The 23603-nt window shown below is 40.3% G+C and carries 17 protein-coding genes; 5 read left to right on the top strand and 12 right to left on the bottom strand.

All coding sequences use genetic code 11. The features are described 5' to 3' along the window. Nucleotides 1-1723 precede the first annotated feature (1723 nt). The 5 genes from ACFIJQ_RS06915 to tkt form a co-directional block, all read right to left on the bottom strand. On the bottom strand, nucleotides 1724-1891 hold the full coding sequence (locus ACFIJQ_RS06915) for a hypothetical protein (protein ID WP_273787677.1): 168 nt from the start codon (nucleotides 1889-1891) through the stop codon (nucleotides 1724-1726). Nucleotides 1892-2803: 912 nt separating this feature from the next. Beyond that, complete coding sequence (locus ACFIJQ_RS06910; RefSeq protein WP_375629372.1) at nucleotides 2804-3835, bottom strand: class I fructose-bisphosphate aldolase; 1032 nt, start codon at nucleotides 3833-3835, stop codon at nucleotides 2804-2806. Nucleotides 3836-3965: 130 nt separating this feature from the next. Beyond that, nucleotides 3966-5159, bottom strand: a complete 1194-nt coding sequence (locus ACFIJQ_RS06905) for a phosphoglycerate kinase (RefSeq protein ID WP_273787745.1) — start codon at nucleotides 5157-5159, stop codon at nucleotides 3966-3968. Between the two features lie 512 nt (nucleotides 5160-5671). Next, nucleotides 5672-6679, bottom strand: a complete 1008-nt coding sequence (gap, locus tag ACFIJQ_RS06900; RefSeq protein WP_375629369.1) for a type I glyceraldehyde-3-phosphate dehydrogenase — start codon at nucleotides 6677-6679, stop codon at nucleotides 5672-5674. A 202-nt stretch (nucleotides 6680-6881) separates the two neighbouring features. Next, complete coding sequence (gene tkt / locus ACFIJQ_RS06895) at nucleotides 6882-8888, bottom strand: transketolase (protein ID WP_273787674.1); 2007 nt, start codon at nucleotides 8886-8888, stop codon at nucleotides 6882-6884. Between the two features lie 334 nt (nucleotides 8889-9222). Between tkt and ACFIJQ_RS06890 the strand changes: the two genes are divergently transcribed. Together ACFIJQ_RS06890 and ACFIJQ_RS06885 are read left to right on the top strand one after the other, a co-directional pair. Next, nucleotides 9223-9498, top strand: coding sequence for a DUF4164 domain-containing protein (locus tag ACFIJQ_RS06890; RefSeq protein ID WP_005774573.1), 276 nt, complete (start codon nucleotides 9223-9225; stop codon nucleotides 9496-9498). A gap of 12 nt (nucleotides 9499-9510) precedes the next feature. Continuing rightward, nucleotides 9511-9894 carry a cell division protein ZapA gene (locus ACFIJQ_RS06885; protein WP_375629365.1) on the top strand — a complete coding sequence of 128 codons (384 nt, stop codon included), beginning with the start codon at nucleotides 9511-9513 and terminating at the stop codon, nucleotides 9892-9894. Between the two features lie 1497 nt (nucleotides 9895-11391). On the opposite strand, the gene pyk is transcribed toward ACFIJQ_RS06885, so the two are convergent. Together pyk and ACFIJQ_RS06875 are read right to left on the bottom strand one after the other, a co-directional pair. Beyond that, entirely contained in the window at nucleotides 11392-12828 is a 1437-nt protein-coding gene (gene pyk, locus ACFIJQ_RS06880; RefSeq protein ID WP_375629362.1) for a pyruvate kinase, read from the bottom strand. After that, nucleotides 12825-13313: a DUF1036 domain-containing protein gene (locus tag ACFIJQ_RS06875; RefSeq protein WP_273787671.1), complete on the bottom strand. Its 489-nt coding sequence runs from the start codon at nucleotides 13311-13313 to the stop codon at nucleotides 12825-12827. Before ACFIJQ_RS06875 ends, pyk begins: the two co-directional genes overlap by 4 nt. Before the next feature lie 264 nt (nucleotides 13314-13577). Between ACFIJQ_RS06875 and ACFIJQ_RS06870 the strand changes: the two genes are divergently transcribed. Beyond that, the gene (locus ACFIJQ_RS06870) at nucleotides 13578-13838 is read left to right on the top strand and encodes a DUF2312 domain-containing protein (RefSeq protein ID WP_039760779.1); all 261 of its coding nucleotides are present in this window, start codon (nucleotides 13578-13580) and stop codon (nucleotides 13836-13838) included. Between the two features lie 536 nt (nucleotides 13839-14374). Here the strand turns inward: ACFIJQ_RS06870 and rimJ are convergent. The 4 genes from rimJ to ACFIJQ_RS06850 form a co-directional block, all read right to left on the bottom strand. After that, nucleotides 14375-14941 carry a ribosomal protein S5-alanine N-acetyltransferase gene (gene rimJ / locus ACFIJQ_RS06865; RefSeq protein WP_273787670.1) on the bottom strand — a complete coding sequence of 189 codons (567 nt, stop codon included), beginning with the start codon at nucleotides 14939-14941 and terminating at the stop codon, nucleotides 14375-14377. A 555-nt stretch (nucleotides 14942-15496) separates the two neighbouring features. Beyond that, complete coding sequence (locus ACFIJQ_RS06860; protein ID WP_375629375.1) at nucleotides 15497-17359, bottom strand: ABC-F family ATP-binding cassette domain-containing protein; 1863 nt, start codon at nucleotides 17357-17359, stop codon at nucleotides 15497-15499. Then, entirely contained in the window at nucleotides 17359-17745 is a 387-nt protein-coding gene (locus ACFIJQ_RS06855; protein WP_273787669.1) for a hypothetical protein, read from the bottom strand. Before ACFIJQ_RS06855 ends, ACFIJQ_RS06860 begins: the two co-directional genes overlap by 1 nt. Before the next feature lie 103 nt (nucleotides 17746-17848). Continuing rightward, nucleotides 17849-18484, bottom strand: a complete 636-nt coding sequence (locus tag ACFIJQ_RS06850) for a thiamine diphosphokinase (protein WP_375629357.1) — start codon at nucleotides 18482-18484, stop codon at nucleotides 17849-17851. A gap of 147 nt (nucleotides 18485-18631) precedes the next feature. Here ACFIJQ_RS06850 and ACFIJQ_RS06845 point away from each other — a divergent pair, with 147 nt between their 5' ends. Then, on the top strand, nucleotides 18632-20209 hold the full coding sequence (locus tag ACFIJQ_RS06845) for a M48 family metalloprotease (protein WP_375629354.1): 1578 nt from the start codon (nucleotides 18632-18634) through the stop codon (nucleotides 20207-20209). 318 nt (nucleotides 20210-20527) lie between these two features. Here ACFIJQ_RS06845 and ACFIJQ_RS06840 read toward each other — a convergent pair whose 3' ends face one another. Then, on the bottom strand, nucleotides 20528-21439 hold the full coding sequence (locus tag ACFIJQ_RS06840) for an RNA polymerase factor sigma-32 (protein ID WP_015856975.1): 912 nt from the start codon (nucleotides 21437-21439) through the stop codon (nucleotides 20528-20530). Nucleotides 21440-22014: 575 nt separating this feature from the next. On the opposite strand from ACFIJQ_RS06840, the gene ACFIJQ_RS06835 reads away from it, so the two are divergent. Then, nucleotides 22015-23601 (top strand): hypothetical protein, encoded by a 1587-nt coding sequence (locus ACFIJQ_RS06835; RefSeq protein WP_375629350.1) that lies wholly within the window; start codon nucleotides 22015-22017, stop codon nucleotides 23599-23601. The last annotated feature ends 2 nt before the right edge of the window (nucleotides 23602-23603 follow it).

The raw sequence follows: 23603 nt of genomic DNA, 5'->3' as shown, positions 1-23603 counted from the left end.
AACAGCACTGTCACGTTGATTTATAAGAGTAATTCATTGTTTTTCATGAGAGATCATGAATACCATAGGACTTTCTCATGTCAAACCCTCATAGTGAATCAAACAAAATCTCTTGGCTTGCACATCACAAGCAGAGTTAGTGTGTGGAGTGAAGCTGTACAAAAAAGAACAAAATGCCTCTCTTATCCCTTTAAATACCAAGGGCTGTCACAACATTGGAGCGCTGGAAAGAGTATACGACTGGCAAAGAGTATAATGGTGCTCGCCTTACCGAGGAAGCCCTTATGCGGCCCACTTGATAGGCTAGGTACAAGCTCTACCCTAAAGACTGATCACACTCTTAAAAAAACTGAATATGAAAAATTTTTCATACCCTCTATCACCGCCCTAAACAATAGTGTTTACCGAAAATCATGATAAATTGTAATTCACAAATAGGCTTTTCTCATCTGCAAGAGTATCCTTTTATTCTCTTTCAAAAAAACGAACACTTTTTGAACATTGTTTGCAGATCCGTACTATTGAAAAAGAGCAAAAACTCTTTTAGCGCTTTTGGGCTTCTTATAACTTTTGTGAGCGCGTATAAGCAACAGCTTTTATAATAAACCAGCTGTTGGCAAAATCGTAAAATTTTATCAAATTTATTGTTTGTAAATATCACCACAACCACTGTTTTGCTCTTGCAGACACGCATCCTTAAAACACTTTCTCGTTGCTCACAAATTGTCTCTCCAGCTCTTTCTTCCAGTCATAGCCTATAAAAATAAGGATAGCGTAACTTTAGTTGGACACCATCTTCCCACACCACCACCAACGCCATCATTTATATTTACAGCCCTCAATTTTATAGCCACCCCCTGTCGTGCTTTAAGAAGGCACATTAACGATGATAGAAACATGTACAAAAAGGATATATTTTTAAGGTATTTATGTTTTAAAGCTTACACCAAATCATAATTTTTTTGTATAGTGAGCTAAGCGTCTGCAAAACTGACACCCTAACCCTTTCAAACCGTTCAGCTGTTTCAGTCACAGATAAGCCAAGTTCTACAATTATATCTTCAACCACGAGTTCACCGAGGTACAGAGGTTTTTCCATCATTTTTTAACACTCCCTCTTCAGTGATCCTCTGGATAATTAACTCATTCAGCATCTATACCAGCAAAGCTAAATATTACGTGCTAATTTTCCTTTACAATCATTAACCAAGAACCCTCAAAATGACCTTTTAGTGAATAGAGCTAAAAGGATAAGTCATTCAAAGTCATCTGGAGATATAGCTATATCAAAAGCACCTAAAATACGCCCTAGTTGCTAAGTATAGGCGATTTTCCCCTTTTATCGTATCAGCTTGTAGAAGACTTTAAGTCCTTTATGTTTAAATCAAAAAATCATAATTGGATTATATTGCATAAAAATGCTTTTTCTGATTTTTCCATTTAACACACGATAAGGTACCATTTAGGCACCATGAGAAGCTTTCCCCTTAATCATGATTTCAGAACCGCATGAGAAAAACAAAATAAGCCGTTTGGGTGTCTTAAGGTCAAGGATGCCGTTAGACGCAACCTTTAAAGAATTTTCTTGAGCTTAAGGACCAAGGCTTGTTAGTCCTCTCATTAAACGCAGGTCTAATGTTACGATTTTGGAGAGCGATTATTAAGAATTTGAGAGGCAGACAGCCTCTCATCTTGATTTATACACAAACGAATTGCACTCTATTTATTCAAAGAGCATAATTTCATACTCAGGAGGTGCTAAACGGAATAAGAGAGCGTCGTAACCCCATGAAGCAGACAGGCAGCAAATAGAAAAAACGCCTTCACCAATTGCTACGAGTAATGTGAACGATATACCGGCTTCATCTGCTGTTGCTTCGCGGCGTTCCAAGTAGTATCCGACAAAAAAGAAAAAGCACGTTAATCCGCTCGCACCCGCAAAGAATCTTAGTACGGCATGAACCGGTCCACGCATGCTGAACAGGATAAGAAAAATTATGAAAGTAAACACTCCAAATATTACAGCGAATGTTCTACGCACCATATTGCACAATTTTCGCATCATAATTACAGAAAAGCTCTGTTCTGCGTATCGATTTTTTCTTTTTGTGCTTGTATTCTTAGAAGATATGCTGTCCACAACTCCCCCCATTTTAAACCAAAATGCTGTAAAATTAGCTATTTGTAATTATATCATCATAAAATACAAGAAAAATTTATTCATTTTAACGAAAAATAGGTGTTTTATTGAGATGCAAATCTATTTTGTTAGCAAGAGTTATTCAATCCGTTCGTCAATAAAAAGCCACCCACCTTGCAGAGAAAGCTATCCTGACGCACAAAAACTTCATAAGCTGTATATTAAAATCCACTCAGACATCGCAACTCTCTAATCTACCCGCTTAATCCACCTTTGAAACTGCAATCAAATGAATTCTGCTGATGACAAGTAATGATAACATGAAAAAGAAAAAATATCACAAGATCAAACTATTCAATACAGTCTTAGCTTTATGATTTTCATTCAAAAAGCAAGTGCCCACCCATGAACGACACCATACTAAGATGCTGCGCATTCACAAATTTCCTTTAAAGCACCATCTCCCCTTCCCGAAATCGCACCTCTTGCGCAATCTTATCTCTCGATAGTACCCATTAGAGACTTTTAAAAGGTCCAAGGAGAAAACTCTCTGAGAAAGCTTTCAAGCCTAAAACGCCCCCGCCATTTTTATCATGATGAGGGCACCCAAAATCACGCAGAAACATGTAAAACCTCTCCGCATTTAGGTATAAGGCTTGTGCTTCAAGCGCACGCTTTTTCTTGTTCTGTTGTCCATTGTCCCAAAGCCGCAAGATGATTCATCAAAGCCCGATGACTAAATGCCTTCTGTGCAACAGCAATATTCTCATCTTTTCCAGCCCATGCTTTTAAAGCAGCTGCTTGCAATGCCCGTCCATAAGAAAAAGTCAATTTCCAAGGCAATGCGCCCAAAGAATTCATGGCAGATAAATGCGCCGTTGCTTCCTGATCAGACTGTCCTCCAGAAAGAAAAGCAATTCCTGGAACAGCGGCAGGAACAGTCTGTTTAAGCACTTGGACGGTCTTTTCAGCAACTTCTTCAACAGAAGCGTTGCGGGCATCCTTTCCATCAATCACCATATTGGGTTTTAAAATCATCCCCTCCAAAAGAACACGAGCTTCAAACAATTCTTTAAAGACGGTCTGTAAGACAGCTTTTGTCACCTCAAAGCAGCGTGTAATGGAATGCCCACACGATGGTCCATCCATCAACACTTCGGGCTCAACAATCGGCACAATCTTGAACTCCTGACACAAAGCAGCATAGCGTGCAAGAGCTTGTGCGTTTTGTCTTATTGCGCCTCTTGTTGGCAAAGTGTGTTCATCAATAGCAATCACCGCACGCCATTTAGCAAAACGTGCTCCCAAAGCATAATAGTCTTTTAGCCGCTCACGAAGACCATCCAACCCTTCGGTAATTGTCTCTTGTGGAAAAGCGGCCAAAGGTTTTGCACCGGTATCAACTTTAATCCCTGGCAAAGCGCCTGCATCCCGAATAAGATCCGTCAACATTTTCCCAGTTGATGCTTTTTGCCGAATGGTTTCATCAAATAAAATAACCCCAGAGATGGCGCTTTCCATTGCTTCTTTTGTACTAAAAAGCATTTCACGATACGCACGGCGTCTATCTTCATTGGATTCAACACCAATGCTTTCAAATCGCTTTCCAATGGTCGCCGTACTTTCATCTGCCGCCAAAATACCTTTACCCGCATGCACCAAAGCAAGTGCAATATCTTCAAGCCGTTCATTCATAAAAAATTCCTCTTTATTTTGTCTTAAAATTTCATTTTGTCTTAAAACTTCCAAAAGTGCGCAACACGTTAAACACAGCCTACACAACGACACACAGCTCTTTTTTAAAGCTGCTCTTTCAATAAACTCTCTAAGCCTGCATAAGGGCAAGAATGCCAGGCAGAACCTTACCTTCCATCCATTCTAAAAAAGCCCCTCCAGCAGTCGAGAGATAAGTAAAATCATTGGCAACACCAGCATGATTAAGAGCAAAAACTGTATCGCCCCCTCCCGCAATTGAAACCAACTTTCCCGTCAAACTACGTTCTGCTGCATGGCGTGCAACTGCAATGGTCCCCTTATCAAAAGGAGACATTTCAAAAACACCAAGGGGTCCATTCCATACAAGAGTGGCAGCTTTATCTATCACAGTATTGATATGCGCAATAGAGCGTGTCCCAATATCCAATATCATGCCATCTTGTGGAATATCTTCAATGTCATAAAGACGATGCGGTGCATCTTTTTCAAAGCGAAATCCAACGACAGCATCCTGAGGAAGCAGAAGAGTACATTGACACTCTTGCGCTTTTTTGATGATTTTTTTTATCGTGTCTATCAGTGCATGTTCACACAGTGACTTACCAACAGACACACCTTGCGCTGCTAAAAAACTGTTAGCCATGCCCCCACCAATCACGAGATGATCAACCTTTTCCACCAAATGATTGAGCACAAAAAGCTTGCTGGAAACTTTCGCTCCTCCCACAATGGCAACCACAGGATGTGTTGGATTGCCAAGTCCTTTTTCTAACGCCTGCATCTCACCTTGCAAAGAGCGCCCTGCATAAGAAGGCAACAAATGCGTTATTCCCTCCACCGAAGCATGGGCACGATGAGAAACTGAAAAAGCATCATTGACATAGAGATCCCCATTATGAGCCAAAGCTTCCGCAAAAGAACAATCATTCTTTTCTTCACCAGCATAAAAACGAACATTTTCAAGCAGTAAAACACCCCCATTTTGTAATGACTCAACCGCAACCTGCACCACCGAACCGATACAGTCAGGAGCAAAAGAAACAGGCTTATTAATGATCTTTTCCAGCACTTGCACAACAGGACGGAGTGAAAACTCTGGCTCTACCTTTCCTTTGGGGCGACCACAATGAGAAAGCAGAATAAGTTTAGCACCCCGCTTTTGTAGCTCAACGAGTGTCTCTTTATGCCGCTCTAAGCGTGTCGTATCACAGACCTTACCCTGCGCCATTGGCACATTAAAATCCACCCGCACAAGAACACGTTTTCCAGTGACATCAACATCATCAAGTGTACGAAACCCCATCACTGCTTCCTCTTCACTTTCCATTGTTTCAAATAAAAACGCATCCAACAACCCTGCCCACTTTTCTTTCCACTTATCCCCTCTTTGCTTTTACAAGAGATCCACGACAGCCTATCTCTCACCCTCTGTTTGAAAAGCCAAAGCTTTCATCATCAAATGTACAAAAGCCACTCATTGCTCTTAATCTTCATATTCCATTGTAGCAAACAAATGCATTGGCTCAACTTGATCTCTATTAAAGCTTCCTTTTACTTCTAGGCAAAAGAATTTACATCTCTTGTTTTCTGACGTTTTCTCAAAGAGTGTCTCGTTCAGATCTTACTTTTTCAAAGTTTACTCTTTCATGCAGCTTTTAAAAGCACGTATTGACCCAGTATTAAAACAAAACACATCATCAATTTTTCAATAGTTTCTTCTCTCTAGCGCATGAGAACAACAGCCTCTATCTGTTTTTCTCAAAATTGTACAAAAATGAGACTTTTTCCTATAAAAAGGAGGACCCTGAGGTCCTCTTATATTGTCTTAGCAAAAGCCACAGCCGTATCACTCATACGGTTAGAAAAGCCCCATTCATTATCATACCAAACCAAAACGCGACAGAGCTTACCATCAATCACTTTTGTTTGATCGTTGTGGAAAATAGCTGAATGAGGATTATGATTAAAATCACAACTCACGAGTTTTTCTTCTGTATAATCCAAAATGCCCTTCAAAGGACCTTGTGCAGCAATAGCAATGGCTGTATTAATTTCTTCGATTGTTGTGGAACGCTTAGCGGTAAATGTCAAATCAACCACAGAAACATTAGGGGTCGGAACACGAATCGATACACCATCAAGCAATCCCTTTAATTCTGGCAAGACCAATCCCACAGCTTTTGCCGCTCCTGTTGAGGTAGGAATCATAGAAAGAGCTGCCGCACGTGCACGATAAAGGTCACGATGCATTGTATCCAACACAGGTTGATCACCCGTATAAGAATGGATTGTTGTCATAAAGCCCTTTTCAATGCCCACCGTGTTGTGCAAGACTTGTGCAACAGGCGCCAAACAATTGGTTGTACAAGAAGCATTTGAAACAACGCGATGCTCGCTGCTTAAAGATTGATGATTAACCCCATAGACGACCGTAAGATCTGCTCCTTCAGAAGGCGCAGAAACAAGAACACGCTTTGCCCCCGCATCCAAATGAGCACTTGCTTTATCACGCGCAGTAAAAATGCCCGTACATTCTAAAGCAATATCAATATCCAAATCTCTCCAAGGCAATTGAGCAGGATCACGCTCTGCGCATACCTTTATTAAACCACCCCCCACATCAATGGCATCCCCTACCACCTTAACGGTCCCAGGGAAACGCCCATGAACTGAATCATAGCGCAACAAATGGGCATTTGTTTCCACCGATCCCAAATCATTAATTGCGACCACTTCAATATCTTTCCGTTCACTTTCCACAAGTGCACGTAAAATATTGCGACCAATACGACCAAACCCATTAATTGCAACACGAACTGTCATTTCACATGTTTCCTCATCAATTTTTTAAGCACAACATTTAAAACACAATAAATGGGTATTTCACCAATCCCAAATCATTAATTCCCACAATGTCAATATCTTGATCACTCACTCACTTATCCACAATAATGCACAAGATCATCCAGAACACTGCACAGAATATGATACCCTAAAACCACCCCATTCATGACAACACAAGCTGTCATTTTGTTTTTTCCTCTTTGATCTTTCCAAGCTCTTTTTCAACAGTGGCGACCACATTCTCACAAGTAATACCAAAATGCGCATAAAGGGCATCAATTGTTCCACTTGCCCCAAAGCCCTCCATACCAATAAACACACCATCACAGCCAATAAAACGGTCCCATCCTTGGGCGACAGCAGCTTCAATGGCAATTTTAATCGGCGCATCTCCAATGAGAGCACGCTGATAGGAGAGAGATTGTTGAGAAAAGAGTTCAAAACAAGGCACAGAAACCACACGCGTTGGAATGCCTTTTTCTTCTAACACCGCATGTGCCTCCACCGCAATTTGCAATTCCGAACCAGAAGCAAACAGCGTCACTTGTGCATCATCACTAGCTGTTAGGAATTCATAAGCACCGAGCATACAGAGATTTTCTTCTTCATACTCTTGACGCAAAAGCGGTAGATTTTGTCGACTCAAAGCCAAAGTAGAAGGCGTTTTGCGTGCTTTCAAAGCCAATTGCCAACACTCGACTGTCTCCATAGCATCAGCAGGGCGGAACACAAGATGATTAGGCATTGCGCGCAGGCAAGCTAAATGCTCCACGGGTTGATGGGTCGGACCATCTTCACCAAGACCAATAGAATCGTGAGTCATGACATAAATCACCCGCAATCCCATAAGAGAAGAGAGCCGCATAGCAGGACGCATATAATCAGAAAAGCATAAAAAGGTTCCCCCATAAGGAATAAAACCGCCATAAAGGGCAAGACCATTCATCACGGCTCCCATTGCATGTTCGCGAATTCCATAATGCAGATAGCGCCCTGAAAAATCTTCAGCAGAGATACTTTTCATCTGACTGCTTTTTGTATTATTAGATCCGGTTAGATCAGCCGAACCACCAATGGTCTCAACAACGACTTCATTGATAACTTCAAGAGCCATTTCTGAAGCTTTACGCGTAGCAACAACGGGGCGCTCTTCAACCAGTTTTTGTTTATAAGTATCAATAGCGCCATCAAATCCACCCACGAGATCGCCTCGCATCAATCTTTCGAACTCCACACGCTCTGAGACAGGAAGATCAGCAAATTTTGCTTCCCACTTTTGACGTTTTTTAGCAGCATTGAGACTAGCCAAGCGCCAACTATCGAGAATATCGGCTGGAATAACGAAAGGCTCAGCCTCCCACCCTAAAGCGATACGGGTTTCAGTGATTTCTCGTGCGCCCAAAGGGGCTCCATGAACTTTATTAGTCCCCGCTTTATTTGGCGCTCCAAAACCAATTGTTGTTTTACAAGCAATCAAAGTTGGTTTATCGGAATTTTGTGCCGCCTCAATAGCCCGTGCAATTGCTGCTTGATCATGCCCATTGATTTTATGTGTCTCCCAACCAGAAGCTTTAAAACGCGCAATCTGATCAGTACTATCAGCAAGTGAAATCTCTCCATCAATGGAAATATTATTATCGTCCCACAACACAATAAGCTTATTGAGTTTCAAATGACCAGCAAGGGAAATCGCTTCTTGAGATATTCCTTCCATAAGGCATCCATCGCCCACCAACGCGTAAGTGTAATGATTGATGAGATCACCAAAACGGGCGTTTTGCAAACGCTCCCCAAGAGCCATTCCCACGGCATTTGCCAACCCTTGTCCAAGTGGTCCAGTGGTTGTTTCGATTCCCGCCACATGCCCATATTCTGGATGCCCAGCAAGCTTTGCCCCTAATTGGCGAAAATTTTTGAGATCCTCAAGAGAGAGATCCTCATAACCAGAAAGATACAAGAGAGCATAAAGCAACATAGACCCATGCCCCGCCGATAACACAAAACGATCACGGTTAGGCCAGCGAGGATTTTTAGGATCATGAGCAAGGAATTGTGTATAAAGGACTGTAGCAATGTCGGCTGCCCCCATTGGTAAGCCCGGATGACCAGAATTTGCTTTTTCAATCGCATCAATAGCAAGAAAACGGATAGCATTGGCCATCTGATTCTGTTGGTGGGTATTTGTCATGAATAATCGACCATTTCGTTAAATACGTTATTCTGTTGCTTTTTCCGTATTCTCTTAAAATTCTCAAGGAATACTATTTTTTAACCATTAGCGTGAGACTTTTTGCCACCACTTCAATAACATTAACAACATTCCCCTCACGCGTCCTGTATATCCATGTCATTTATGTCAATACGCGCAAAAAATCCAGCTTTTAATTTATATCTATCCCCTGCTTTGCTTGCTAAAATATCCTACATACTTAAAAATAAAATTCACACAATACAAGATTGAAAGTGATTCGTTTTTGCATAACACATTGATAAAGGATACAATTACCCAAAGGATAAAAGCAATGAACCAAGAAACGACGGTTCTACAAGATGCTCTAGAGCACCTAGAAAAAGCACTTAGAACTTTAGAGATCACCATAATAAACCGCAATGCCGTTATTGATAAAAATAACGAATGGGAAGAAGAAATTCAACGAATGAATGCTGACCGCAGCCATCTTGCCCAAGCGCTTGACAAAGCTGAAGCCCAAATTGAACGCTTAGAGTCCGTAAACAAAGAAGTTTCCAAACGTCTTATTAAAGCAATGGAAACAATTCGTGTTGTCATTGATAGATAAAGGTTTGAATGTATGGAAACTGTTTCCGTTACCATTGATGGTAAAATTTATCGCATGGCTTGTGATAAAGGACAAGAACGTCGTCTTATCGCGCTTGCTGCTCAATTGGATCAATATATCACACATTTAAAGAACAATTTTGGTGAAATTGGCGACCATCGTTTATCGGTTATGGCTGGCATAATGATTATCGATGAAATGGAAGAAATAAAACGAGAAAATAAAAAACTACAAGAAGACTACAATGCTCTTTTACGACTCCACAACGAAAGAGACCGCACCATGGGGAAAATTATGCGTGACACCACACAACGCATTGAAAATCTCACCAACCAATTGCTCAAAGATGGTCAAAACAGCACAAGCTTTCAAGAACAAGAACAGGAAGATTTCTAAAAGTACATCAGCGCGTAACAAACCAGTGATTTTACTTGTCCGCTACACCTCACAGGATAAAAACTCTTAAACCCACACCAGTCTGTAAATGGTCCAGTTTTTTATAGAGAGGATTCCAGCTACTCACCACTTATGGGATGAACTTAAAACTCAACAAAAAAACCCGACTCTGAATATTTCACCCCTGCACAAACACCTCTTATATCAAGGAGGCAACCTCATATCACCACCCTTCAAATGAGATGCCTTTTAACAGCGCAACAAGATAACAAAACCAACATCATTGTAAAAAAAATCATATAAATGACAACAGCAACAAACAAATAAAGCATCCTTCGAGAAAAAGAACTCTATTCATGTTCCCTATAAATGCATACCAAAAGTCCTTTCCCTTAGATAAAATCAAGCAGATTCAATATATCTATTCAAAATATATTTAAAAAATAACCTTATCTATTATCCCGTAAAGCACCGCCATTTGATAATATAAGCACCATGGAGTCTTTCCACCTAAAATGTCCATCAGATGAAACCCACCTTAGAAGAACCGTATCATTTATAAACCAGCGTGAACTTTAGTATTTTCATCCTTTAGAGCAGGAAAAAAGCCAAACCCGAAGATTATGTTAATCTGTGGCAACTTCAAACATCATAAACGACAATAGTAGCTCTTGAAAACACCCTCTACCGACATCTTGATCCTTATAACAAACAATCCATATCTCTCTCCCCAGTCCTCAAAATCTCCACGCTTAATAAAAGAGCAAACCGGCACCATCATTATAACCAGCCTCCAATATTGCAACAGCCCCCTTGGCCCTTAAAACGATTCATAAGAGGGACACCTTTCTTGTACAGTTTTTACCCACACCCCCCCACTTGTGGCGTGCAAGCAAATAGTTATGATTAACAAAACATAAACAAATTTAAAGTTAAGAGAACCTTGCGGTATTCAGGGTTTTAATTCAATATAAAGAACGCTATATTATCATTATAAATCAATATGTTGCAAACGCGCCGACAAAGCATATTTTTAAAACACATTCACCCAACACTTTTTTCATGACATACCAGCATGACTTTTAGGCACATAATTCTAATTTTATTCAATTCTGTTTGCAAAAGTTTAAAATGAGACAAATTTCAAGGCTCTCATTCAAAAAGCAAAAGAATGAACTCTCATTATCAATGAACATCTTTCTCGTATAAACAGCAATAAAGCAATCCCCACTATGCCTACCTCAATGAAATAAAAGAGGGGCTCCCATTCAATGCCCTACCGTAAAAGCAGCTTCTTCAGAACTAAAACAAAATCAACAGACAACATTCACCGCATCTGCTCCCATCCCCAAACCTTATAACCTAACGCAACACCTTGCTATCTTTACAATAGGAGGTAAAAGAATAATGGGTCTATGGAAGCATTCACAAAAAACGCACACCCGTTGTGTTTAAAGCCTGTTTAAAGGCGCATAAAAAACACCATGCGTAAACGGCTCAAATCCCTTTCGTTCCATCTTGAGAGACAGAAGCAATACGCAAGAGATTTGTCGCACCAGGCGTTCCAAGGGGAACACCAGCTGTCACAAGGAAGCGATCTCCCCCTTTGCAAAAACCTTCCTGAAATGCAATGGCTGCTGCACGATCAACCATATCCTCTAAATTCCGTGCATCTTGCGCAACCACACAATGAAGCCCCCAAACTAAAGCTAAACGCCGTGCTGTCTCCACAATGGGAGATAAAGCAATAATCGGTCTATTGGGACGTTCACGAGAGGCGCGCACCCCCGTTGTTCCTGAAGCCGTATAGGCAACAATAGCTGCTAATTCAAGTGTTTCAGCAATCTGACGCGCAGCAAGAGAAATCGCATCTGTTCCTGTTGATTCTGGTGCTGGATGTTGTGCCCCAACCTGAGCGGCATAAGTGTGATCTTGTTCGATTTGCCGCGCGATTCGATCCATCATAAGCACGGCTTCTTCGGGATAACGACCAGAAGCAGATTCAGCAGACAACATCACCGCATCTGTTCCTGCATAAACTGCTGTAGCAACATCCGACACTTCTGCGCGTGTCGGAACAGGAGATGAGATCATTGATTCGAGCATTTGTGTTGCCACCACAACAGGCTTTCCTGCTAAACGACAAGCTTTTATGAGCTCCATCTGAAGTGCAGGAACCCTTTCCAAAGGCATTTCCACTCCAAGATCACCCCGTGCAATCATAATACCATCGGATACATCAATAATTTTCTCTATATGCTCTAAGGCTTGAGGCTTTTCGATTTTAGCCATCAAAGACACCTTGCTTTTCGTCAATCGACGCACCGCTATAATATCTTCTGGACGTTGAATAAAAGAAAGAGCAACCCAATCAACAGGCTGCTGTAAAAGAGCCTGAAGATCCTCCTTATCTTTTGACGTCATCGAATCAAAAGGCAAAATTGTATCGGGAAAACTGACACCCTTTCGATCAGAAATACGGGTTCCAGCAACCACGCGACACTGTACAGAATGACCATCACAAACTTGCGCACGCAATTCCAGTTTTCCGTCATCAATCAATAACCGATCTCCTGGTTTAACAGCCGAAAATACATCCTCATGAGGGAAAAAAACACGCTGTGCATCACCCAACACATCGCGATTATCTAACGTAAAGCTTTGCCCAACACGCAAATCTTCTTGACCCTTAGTAAAACGACCCACACGCAGTTTTGGCCCCTGAAGATCCACTAAAATACCAATGGGTCGCCGAACTGTTTTTTCAACTTCTCGTATAGACTTGACCAAATCACCCATCATATCACGGTCAGTATGGCTCATATTAAGACGAAAAACATCTGCTCCTGCCCTAAAAAGCTTCTCAATCATTTCACTGGAAAAAGAAGAAGGACCAAGAGTTGCAATAATTTTTACTTTACGAGCACGTTTCACGGTGGAGAGTTTCCTGAAAGAGAAGGGATAACTGAATTGTTTAACAAAGACTCATCCGTCAACTGTATCATCCAACTGGTTTGATTTCCGGTATCGATTTCTTTAAATTCAGCCTTTTGATATCCTCGAGGGAAACAATCATGAACCCCTTGAATGGTAAATTGGCTATCTTGCACACACATGGTTACAGAACCTGCCCAATTCCCTTTTTTTTGTGCCCCTTCCGCATAAAAATAATAAAACCGTGAAGCAAGAGGCCCTTCAATTAAGGTTTTACATTCCGTCACGGGTACCGTCCACCAGCCTTCGCTCACCCACCCTGAAAATGTACGATATCCAAGAGCAACCCCTACAGACTGTTGGGTTGTATTACAAACCCTAAAGTCAGCTTTTGCAAAAACAACAAGGGGAAACAAGAGCAAAATGCTCAAGAGAAAAACCTTTAATCCTTTTTGAAACACCCAATATCGTTTTTTTAAAATCACAAAACTTCCTCTATGATGTCAAATTCTCAAAACAAATTACACATTTCTTTTTTCAAAAGCTTTTCAAGTCTAAAACGTATATTTTTATATTTTTCTTTTTATAGCCCTTTTATAAATGCATATATCTTAAAAATTTTACAAAATATTTAAAGTCAATTTGTAAAAAAACTGTGTAGCTTGATTTACTTTTTGTTTTTCAAGCTTTTTCAACATAAATTCGTCGTCGAAAAATAACTTAAAATATATAACTTGGAGAAAAATACAATGAACGATACAGTAACCGATCAAACACACGCTATATCCGTAAACCAATTACGCTCTTTTATCGAACGTATTGAACGACTAGAAGAAGAGAAAAAAACCATTTCTGATGATATTAAAGACGTTTACACTGAACTTAAAGGCTCTGGTTTTGATAGTAAAGCCGTTCGCAGCATTATACGGTTGCGTAAAAAAGAAGAGCATGAACGAATGGAAGAAGAAGCAATCATTGAGCTTTATAAAAATGCGCTTGGTATGAGTTAAAGCTATTGATAAAATTGGAAAATTTCTTAAGAAAAGAAAATGCAAAAAAACAAATGAATGTATAAAAATTTCACCCAATAATAAGCTGTTTGTGTAACTTGTAACGAGACTATCGGTCACAAAATACACAATATTGCAACAGCCCTCACATTAAAAGGATTTATACAGAGCATTTTTATCCTTGTCCTCCAATCATTTTTATCCACACAACCCCTCACTTGTACGCCAATCCAATTTGTGATGTGCAAGAGAGGTAATTTTTATGATTAAACATCAATAGATTTGAAATGAGAAAGTCTTACGATATTGAGGACTCTCTTCCTTCAAATTGAAAAAATGAATTATGATGATAAATCAATTCATTATCTACAAAAAGAAACATATAAAGTGGTCAGCAGTTGAAATCCGCTAAATGAGAGTCTGAACTGTTTACAAAAGAAGAGCTGGTTAAGGATCTTTATCTTTTAGGATAGGCAGAAATTCGGCATATTTACACATTTGATAAAAAGCCCCTTGATAGAACTTTTAATAAAACTTTATTCGAATCTATTAACGGACTCATACAGATCATTGATTCGAGAGGTTAGAATGTGGTCTCTCCATTTTCCAGAAATCATCAAATAGTCTTTGGCATAGCCTTCTTTTTCAAAATGAAGGCGCTTTAATAAACGTTCACTTTTTATGTTCTCAGGTCTATAATTTTCCATCACTCTATGCAGATGATAAACATGAAAGATATGCCGTATTAGAGCCGATAAACTCTCAAACATGAGACCTTTGCCTTGTTGTTTTTCATCAAGAGAAAAACCAAGATGACAAGCTTGAAAAACACCACGAACCACATTTGTAAAATTCACAACACCAATGACTGTGTTTTCATTTTTTAATCGTACGGCATATCGGTATGCTTGTCCTTGTGCACTTTCATAAGCAAATGCATTAGCTCGTATTTCCCAAGCTGTTAGGCTGTGGTAACCATCAGATCTAACAGGTTCAAAAGGACGCAGATGATTCGCATTACGGAGGTAATAAGAAGACAGTTCAGCTGCATCTTCTAAACCAATCAATGTGGAAATTGTTCGCTTTGTTTTAATTGCTATCATTTTCTCCTCCTAGAAATGTTACAATAACACGTTGATTTATCCTAACAAATCATCATTTTTAAACTTAAATCATAACGTCGAATACAGTAAGCTTTCCCCACCACAACACTTCTCACGTTAGAATCAATGAAGATCATTTGCTTTTCCGTCATAAGCAGGGTTGGTGTATTTAGGATATAAGGTAAAGATAAGGGAATGTTTCTTATGAATGCTCTCAAGTTCCAAGGGGGCTGTAGCAACATTGGGGACTGGAAAAGTATGCAATGGAACTGGCGTGCTTCCCTATACGCAATTTTGAAAAAACTCACGGCAAAGATAGTTTTGTTTCTTTGCCTTGTAAGCTCAGAGCATACTTGTTTTGCGCTATCATATCACTGCACCCGCATACAAAACCCAATGACCATCGCCTTGAAAAGCTACATGTTACAGTGCGATCTAAAAAGTTTCTGCCATAACTCATCAACAACACTGTTCCCGCTAAATCAGCCACAAACTCTTGTAACAAATCCAAGAAAAGCGATGATGCAATACAAATCTTTTAAAATTTTTTAGATATTACCGTGAACACGCTTCCATTTCTTCGCGTAAAATTTCAAGTTCTAACCATTCTTCTTCTTTTTGTGTGCAAGTATTTTTCTTTTTTTCCAACGCTGTTGATAAACGCTCAAAACGCTCTTTATCACTGCGATAAAGGGCTGGATCAGAAAGCTCTTGTTCAATTTTTTTGATTTCATTTTGCAAAACAGCAATTTCTTCAGGCAATCTTTCCAATGCATAAACCTGCTTATAAGACAATTTACCTCGTGTTTTTTTCTCCCGCACTATCAAGCTATGATCTGTTGATGAATCCTGCTTTGAAAGCTCTCCCACATGAGATTTTGAAGGTTCTTTACGCTGCGATAATTCTGTTTTTTTGCGTTGTAAACTCAGAGCATGCTGGTTTTGCGCCATCATATCACTATAGCCGCCCGCATACAAAACCCAATGACCATCACCTTGAGGTGCCAACATATGCGTTACAGTACGATCTAAAAAGTCTCTGTCATGGCTGACCAACAATACTGTTCCCGCAAAATCAGCAATAAATTCTTGCAACAAATCCAAAGTTTCCATATCCAAATCATTGGTCGGTTCATCAAGAATCAAAAAGTTTGCAGGACGTGAAAGAAGTCGTGCAAGCATGAGGCGTGCTCTTTCTCCCCCCGAAAATTCTTTAAGGGGGGTGCGTGCTTGTTCAGGCAAAAATAAAAAGTCTTTCATATAAGAAACTACATGCCGCTCTTGTCCATTGATCACAAGAGTATCACCTCTTCCTCCCGTTAAATAATGCGCTAAAGTTTCTTCTTCATTTAAAATACGTTGCTGATCAAGCAATGCCATAGAGAGGTTATAGCCATGCCTCACCGTTCCACTATCCACGGCTTCTTGCCCAATTAATGCAGAAAGGAGCGTTGTCTTTCCGATACCATTGGGTCCTACCAACCCGATTCGATCACCACGCTGAATACGCAAAGAAAAATCTTTCACGATAATGCGATCACCATAGGATTTTGAAATTTTCTTTGCTTCAAGAACCAATTGCCCAGACTCATGACTTTTCGCTGCTGTCAAAAGTGCTTCTCCTGGCTGCCCTTTATAGGTTTGATGACGCTGTCTTAAGTTTTTTAATTCGCCTAAACGCCGTACGTTACGCTTACGCCGTGCACTCACGCCATAACGCAACCATTGTTCTTCACGAGCAATTTGGCGCCCCAATTTATGCTGCTCAATGGCTTCTTCTTGCAACGCCGTATCACGCCAACTTTCAAATTCTGAAAAACGCTTTTCCAGTCTTTTGGTTGTGCCACGATCAAGCCATACCGTTGACCGCGTAACATTTTCTAAAAATCGCCGATCATGGGAAATCACCACAATCGCTGAACGCAAAGAAGATAAAACAGCTTCCAGCCATTCAATAGTTGGTAAATCGAGATGATTGGTTGGTTCATCTAAGAACAAAATATCGGGTTTTGCAGCAATGGCCTGTAACAATGAAACACGCCGCTTTTCGCCTCCCGAAAGCGTTTCCAATTTTTCCGCCCCCGAAAACCCTAAATTTGTGCGAAGCGTATTGATCCACTGAACATCAGATATATCGTCCAGCCCCGCTTCCATATAAGCGTTAATATCTTCAAATCCTGAACAATCCGGATTTTGTGAGACATAACGGAGCGTCACTCGCGGGTGGCGAAAAATTTCGCCACCATGAGGCTCTAATATTCCTGCGGCAATTTTTAATAGGGTTGATTTCCCACAACCATTACGGCCAACCAGCGCGATACGCGCCCCCTGCTCAACCGATAAACAAGCTTGATTGAGCAAAGGCGTTTTTCCAAAATTTAAGAAAATGCGGTCAAGCCGCAGGAGCGGCGCCGCCATTAACGAACGCGGTGCGGACAAGGTGCTTTATACATCACCCCTCTTCCATCACGGTAAGCACACAATTGCCGTACAGGGACTCTTTGTGCACAAGGTGCTTGGTAAACATGTCCTCTACGACCACGATACGTGCACAATTGTGATGCCTGTCTTTGTTGTTTTCTTTGATTTGCAGCTGCACCTGTTACTGTTCCAGCCAAAGCACCAAATGCTGCACCGGTAAGTGCTGCTCCAGGAGTACTTCCAGCAATAGCAGTTCCAGCCAAAGCACCAATTGCTGCTCCTCCTACGCCGTAACGTGCAACGCGTTCATCGTTTGTGGTACAAGCGACTGAACTGAAACCAATGGCTGAAACAACAGCCACTTTAAAAATTGATTTTAGCATATCAAAACCTTTCCTTCTCAAGATCAATACATAATATATCGTTTATGTCGGCACTTAATCACTAGGCCCCCCCCTGCCTTATTCAAAATATATTGGAAGAGCTTTATGGAATAGGCACAGACGCTAACAATATAGCTTTTCCAGAACCTAAATGGCAAGAAAAGGTTCCACAAATACGGTTAGAAAGTGTTAAAGAAGAGCCAAATGACACATTTTTGTCACAAATTGGCCATTTTACTCCTGAAAGAGTTAAGCCTTTTAAATCAGAAAAACCGATAATACTAAACAAACATCCCTTAGGCAAATCATACGAACAAGGTTTTGACAAAACCGGCCAGCCTTCTTCCAAACCACTTGTCAACAATACTGAAATGCCCCTTTCAGCCATCATCAATGCTTGCGTCATATGAGAAAGGCTATGATCACTTCGCTCACCTCCCAAAGCACCGCACAAAATAAGCTTTTTAGCACCATTTTGCAGCGCCCTTTCGCAAGCCAAAGCACTATCTGTCATATCTTTATCAGAAGGAAAAACCTCACGCGGAACATGACTATATTCGCGTATTAAATTCTCATCCGATGAATCAAAATCGCCTAACCACAACTCAGGCGACACATTAAGCGCTGCCGCATGACGCATACCACCATCAGCAGCAATCACCCGACTGTTTTGAATTTGATTAAGCAAACGATCAGTGATACAAACATCTCCATTTAACAATATCGTAAATGTTGTCATGCCATACTTTGCCTTTCACAAAATTTCCTTTACAGCGCACTCTTTTATAAGTGAGAGTTATTTTTTATAAACAAAAAGCGTGATATAGCCAAATGAGTCCTTATCCCTAATGAATCTCTTGAAGAAACATACGATACAAAGATACAAATGCAGTTTGCCAAATTACTCCACAGAAACAATGTGCACCATGGTCCAACGCACCCCATTTTTCAACGCAATCTTCTTTTTCGCTCACGCCTGTATAAAGCAACTTTCATAAGTTTAACCTTTCTCCTTTCAGCTTGTCATACGCCCCTCTCTCAAAATGATAGGCTTTCTTCCACTTCTTCTAAAACGATCAAACGTACCAACAATCACAATATCTATGTCACATTAAGCGCTCTGCAACACCCACGTGTTTTACAAATGTATGGCGGCGCTTATTATAATGCAAAACTTGAACACTTTTTAGCAAAGATTGTCCGTAAACTGACAGTTCCATCACATAGTTCTCATCAAAACTATTCTGTAACAATTTTAAACTCAGAAAGTGTTAACGCATTTGCGCTCCCCAATGGTGCGATCTACATCACTCGTGGTATGCTGGCATTAGCCAATGATTCTTCAGAAGTTGCAGCCATTTTAGCCCATGAGATAGCACATATCAGAGCCAATCATGGCATTTTACGCCTGCAAAAAGAAGCCCAATTAAAGATGACAAATCACATGTCTTCAGGTCTTCTTTCTTCTATTGGCAAAAAACTTCATAACCCTGTGCAAAACAAGCAACAACTCGCGCAATTTTCCCGCAATCAAGAGCTGGAAGCTGATTCCCTTGCACTCGAAATGCTCCAACAAGCAGGATATGATCCATTTGCTTCACCACGCTTTCTTCAAACAATGGAAGCCTATAGTGCTTTGCGTAATATCTCCGGCACCCAAAATGCCTCTCTAGATTTTCTAACCTCTCACCCAACCACCCCTCAACGCATTCGGCTTGCGATAGAAAAGGCGCGTAAAATCAGTAAAGGGAATAGTAAAACAACCGATCGCGATTCTTTTCTCAAAAGCATTGATGGCATGATTTTTGGAGGAGGGTTTTATACAGGTTTTGTACGAGGTAACCAATTTATTCACCCACAGTTGCGCATAGCTTTTTCTGTTCCAAATAATTTTACAATAGAACATTCAGCACACACTGTTTGGGCCAGTGGACCAGATAAAATTGCGATTCGTTTTGATGCTATTCCGCATCCTACTGGAATATCTGCGAGTGATTATTTGAAAAGCGGCTGGATTATCGGGCTAGACCAATCATCTATCCGCCCCATCACAATTCAGGGGCTCCCCCATCAAGAATTTACACGTCAAGGATTCCAAAGCCAAAGTTTACTTGGAGCACGAGCCCATGCTACCAATGAGCAATGGCAATTTGATGTAGTTGTCATTCCATTCAACAACCATATCTTTCGTTTTCTGACAGCCGCCCCACATAATTCTCAAAATTTTGTAGAGGTTGCCCAAAAAACGCTACAAAGCTTTCATTCTCTTTCATCTTCACAATTAAAAAAACTGAAGCCCTTAAAAATCCGTGTTGTCCGCGTTAAACAAGGAGAAAACGTTGCAAACCTAGCCAATAAAATGCAACACACACCAGATAAAGAAAAACTCTTCCGCATCCTCAACGCCCTCTCACCAACACAAACTCTACCCGCAGGTACAAAAGTGAAAATCATTACAGAATAAGCCTTTTTTCTCACCTGCTACAGTTTTGATTCTTTTCTATCTGCATGACGCCCTCTCCCTTAAAGCATATTCGCAAATGAAGAGGGACATTTTAAAAACCAATTTCATCATACCTTCATACGACTCCGTTTGATACATACTTCCTCGAACTAATATCACCCCCAATCTTCCTCTGTTCATCAATAGCACCAAACGCATCCCCAAGGAGGCATATCCCTAGACAAATCTGGTAATCCCCTAAATCCAACTTCATCATACTCTCATATACCCCCTACTTATACGTTCTCTCTCTCTTCCTCCCACAAAGCCTTTTACTGCTTATATATCGTAAGCATCTTCTGAATGAACCGTAAGAAGAGCAGAACGCAATTTCTGCAAAGCCCGAGCTTCAATTTGACGCACGCGCTCTTTTGAGATTCCTAACTTTTCACCCAAAACTTCAAGAGTCGCACCCTCTTCATTTAAGCGACGAAAGCGAATAATTTCCAACTCCCGTTCATTGAGAATTTGTAACGCATCGTAAAGCCATTGTGTACGCCGTTGACCATCAATTACTTGCTCAATTAAAGCATCAGGAAGAGGACTATCATCCACTAAAACATCCATCTTAGCAATGGGATTATCACTGTTCTCAGAAACAGAAACACTCAAGGAATTATCAGAACTGGAAAAACGAAAATCCATCGTTTCAACATCGCGCACGGAAACGCCAAGCTTTTCAGCGATTGTGCGAAAGATATCCTGTTTTGACAAAGCACTATCATCTTGTATCAGTTTTGCACGCAACCGCCGAAGATTAAAGAAAAGTGCTTTTTGCGAAGAACTAGTTCCCCCTCGAACAATTGACCAATTTCGCAAAATATAATCTTGAATAGAAGCGCGTATCCACCACGTTGCATACGTTGAAAAACGCACTTCCCGATCAGGTTCAAAACGTGCAGCTGCTTCCAATAGTCCCACATACCCTTCTTGTACCAAATCCCCCAATGGCATTTTGAAACGTTTAAAGCGGTTAGCAATAGCAATCACTAAACGCATATGAGCTGCTGCAATTTGATGCATGGCATCATCATCACGTTTGTCTTTCCACCGCAGAGCCAAATCATGCTCTTTTTGCCGTTCAAGATAAGGCGCTTGCATAGCAGAACGCATCATATTACGTCCTAAGCTTTTGTCTGCATCGCTATAATTTTTGCTGCTTTTATAAACAGCATTTGAAAGATTACCCATAATAACCCCTTGCGATTAAAATTATCAAAATTGATTTGGCAACGACATCATTGTTCTTTGCTTAAAAAGAACGCAAAAGTTGTTAACTTCTGTACCCACTACTTTAACGTGTATTTTTATAATCGCAATTGTTTTTTTTTACTGTCATGGTAAAAATTCTTGTCATAAGACACAATTTCACCTGCAAAATGCCTTTACAATATGCCTTTTAGCCTATGAAATATTTGAAAAAACTTTCTCTTCACTTTTCATGACAAAACAACAAAAAAAATAAAATGATCATGTAAAACAAAAGCTGTTTTTTAATAACCGGTTCTGTTTCCTTTTAAATTGAAGAATTTATTTATGCTTTCAGCTTTACAATACAACTAATAAGTGTAATTTGCAAATATAAAGCATCAAAACTGAATGAAAACTGAATAAAAAAAAGAATCATCCAAGTTTTAAAGACGTAAAAAGAAACAGCAAAAAACGACAAGAGTGATTGAAGCAAACGCAACAAACGTGTTAAAGAAAAAGAAGCATTATGAAATTGTCGCAAAAAGCTTTTGACCAATTTCGCACTGAGAAAGAAAATGATCATGGATAGCAAGATTGTTCAACAGGATGAAATTCTTCAAGATGATATTCTCATTGAAAAACACGGAAGGGGTAAATTTGAAGGTTTTCGTTTTTATGCCAACAAAAACAGTACTGATCAAATAGCTGAGAAGCAAATTTCAACAGAGAATGAAAATTTGATTCTTGCTTTTTCCAAACGCGCGACACGTTTTTGTGCTTGTGCAAATGGAGATTTTACCCTCAGTTCTGATGGAATTGTGCGCTGGATTGGTCAGCCCGTAGGACAGCTTGTAGCAACAGAAGATTTTTTCAAACCAAAACTGATTGTTTTAGCAGATGAACAACTCACAGGAGAACCCCGCGATAACGTTGTGAAGCGATTAGAACGCTTTGTCACCTTTCATTTTGAAACGACTTTAAAACCTCTATTTGATTTGCGTAATGCTGATAATTTAACGGATTCAACAAACAGTCTTGCTTTACAACTTTTTAACTCTTTAGGGATTTTACCACGCCGCGAAGTCTTAGACATTGTCAAAGAACTTGCGCAAGAATCACGTGCTGTGCTTCGGCGTCTAGGTGTGCGTTTTGGCGCTTTTCACATCTATGTTGCCGGAATGCTTAAACCTGCTCCGGTTCAAGCCATTACCCTCCTTTGGAATCTTCAAAATGCGGAACAAGATCAAACTGGTTTGGGTGAAATTTTGTCAGCATTATCTGCTGGTCGAACCTCTTTGATTGTTGACCCTACCTATAACCGCCAATTTTATCAATTAGCCGGCTACCGAATCTTAGGACAACGTGCTGTGCGGATTGATATTTTAGAACGTCTCGCCAATCTCATCCGCCCCGCACTTCATTGGAAACAAGGAAGTGATCCCAAACCCGATGGCGCCTATGATGGCAAAAGTTTTTTTGTTACACCAGCCATGATGTCTATTCTTGGGGCCAATGGAAACGATATGGAAGAAATCCTCAAAGGACTTGGTTATCAATCGTACAGCATAAGCAATACTGTTTTTGAACAAAATCTCCTTGCACACCAAGCCTCTTCCCCTGTCAATGAGACAATGCAAGATGTTCCTGAAGCAGAATGCGTTGGCAGTCTATGGAAAACAATAAGCGATTCAGAAACAACACAAGAAGAAAAAAATACCTCATACCCAAATACTTTATCCTCTGGTATTGAAAAACATCCCCATAAAACCAATCGTTTACCATCGGCTGAACCTGTTGGGAATTTTGCCAAAACCCCTCTCCCTACACAAGAAGATAAAGTTATTTTACTATGGCATTATAGACATCAATTTCACCACCACGCACAAAAAAAACGTGATAAATTAGGAAATAAGTGGCAAAATAAATCGAAGAACGCTGTAAAAAAAGGGGAACACACAAATGAAAATTCCCCTCAAGCAGCACCATCACAAACAAAACGCTCTCATAAGTTCCACAAATCCCAAGGCAAACATGCAAATCATAAGCCTTTTCAAAAAGAAAAGCGCCTTAATCCTGATTCACCTTTTGCAAAACTAGCTATACTACGCGATCAACTCACCAATCATAAAAACACGCACACACTTTCCTCTAAAGAGAATTAAAA

It is taken from the genome of Bartonella sp. TT67HLJMS (genome assembly GCF_042193375.1).
Taxonomy (GTDB): Bacteria; Pseudomonadota; Alphaproteobacteria; order Rhizobiales; family Rhizobiaceae; genus Bartonella; species Bartonella grahamii.
Note: the sequence above shows the minus strand (reverse complement) of the source record. Positions and strands in the feature narration are given on the sequence as shown.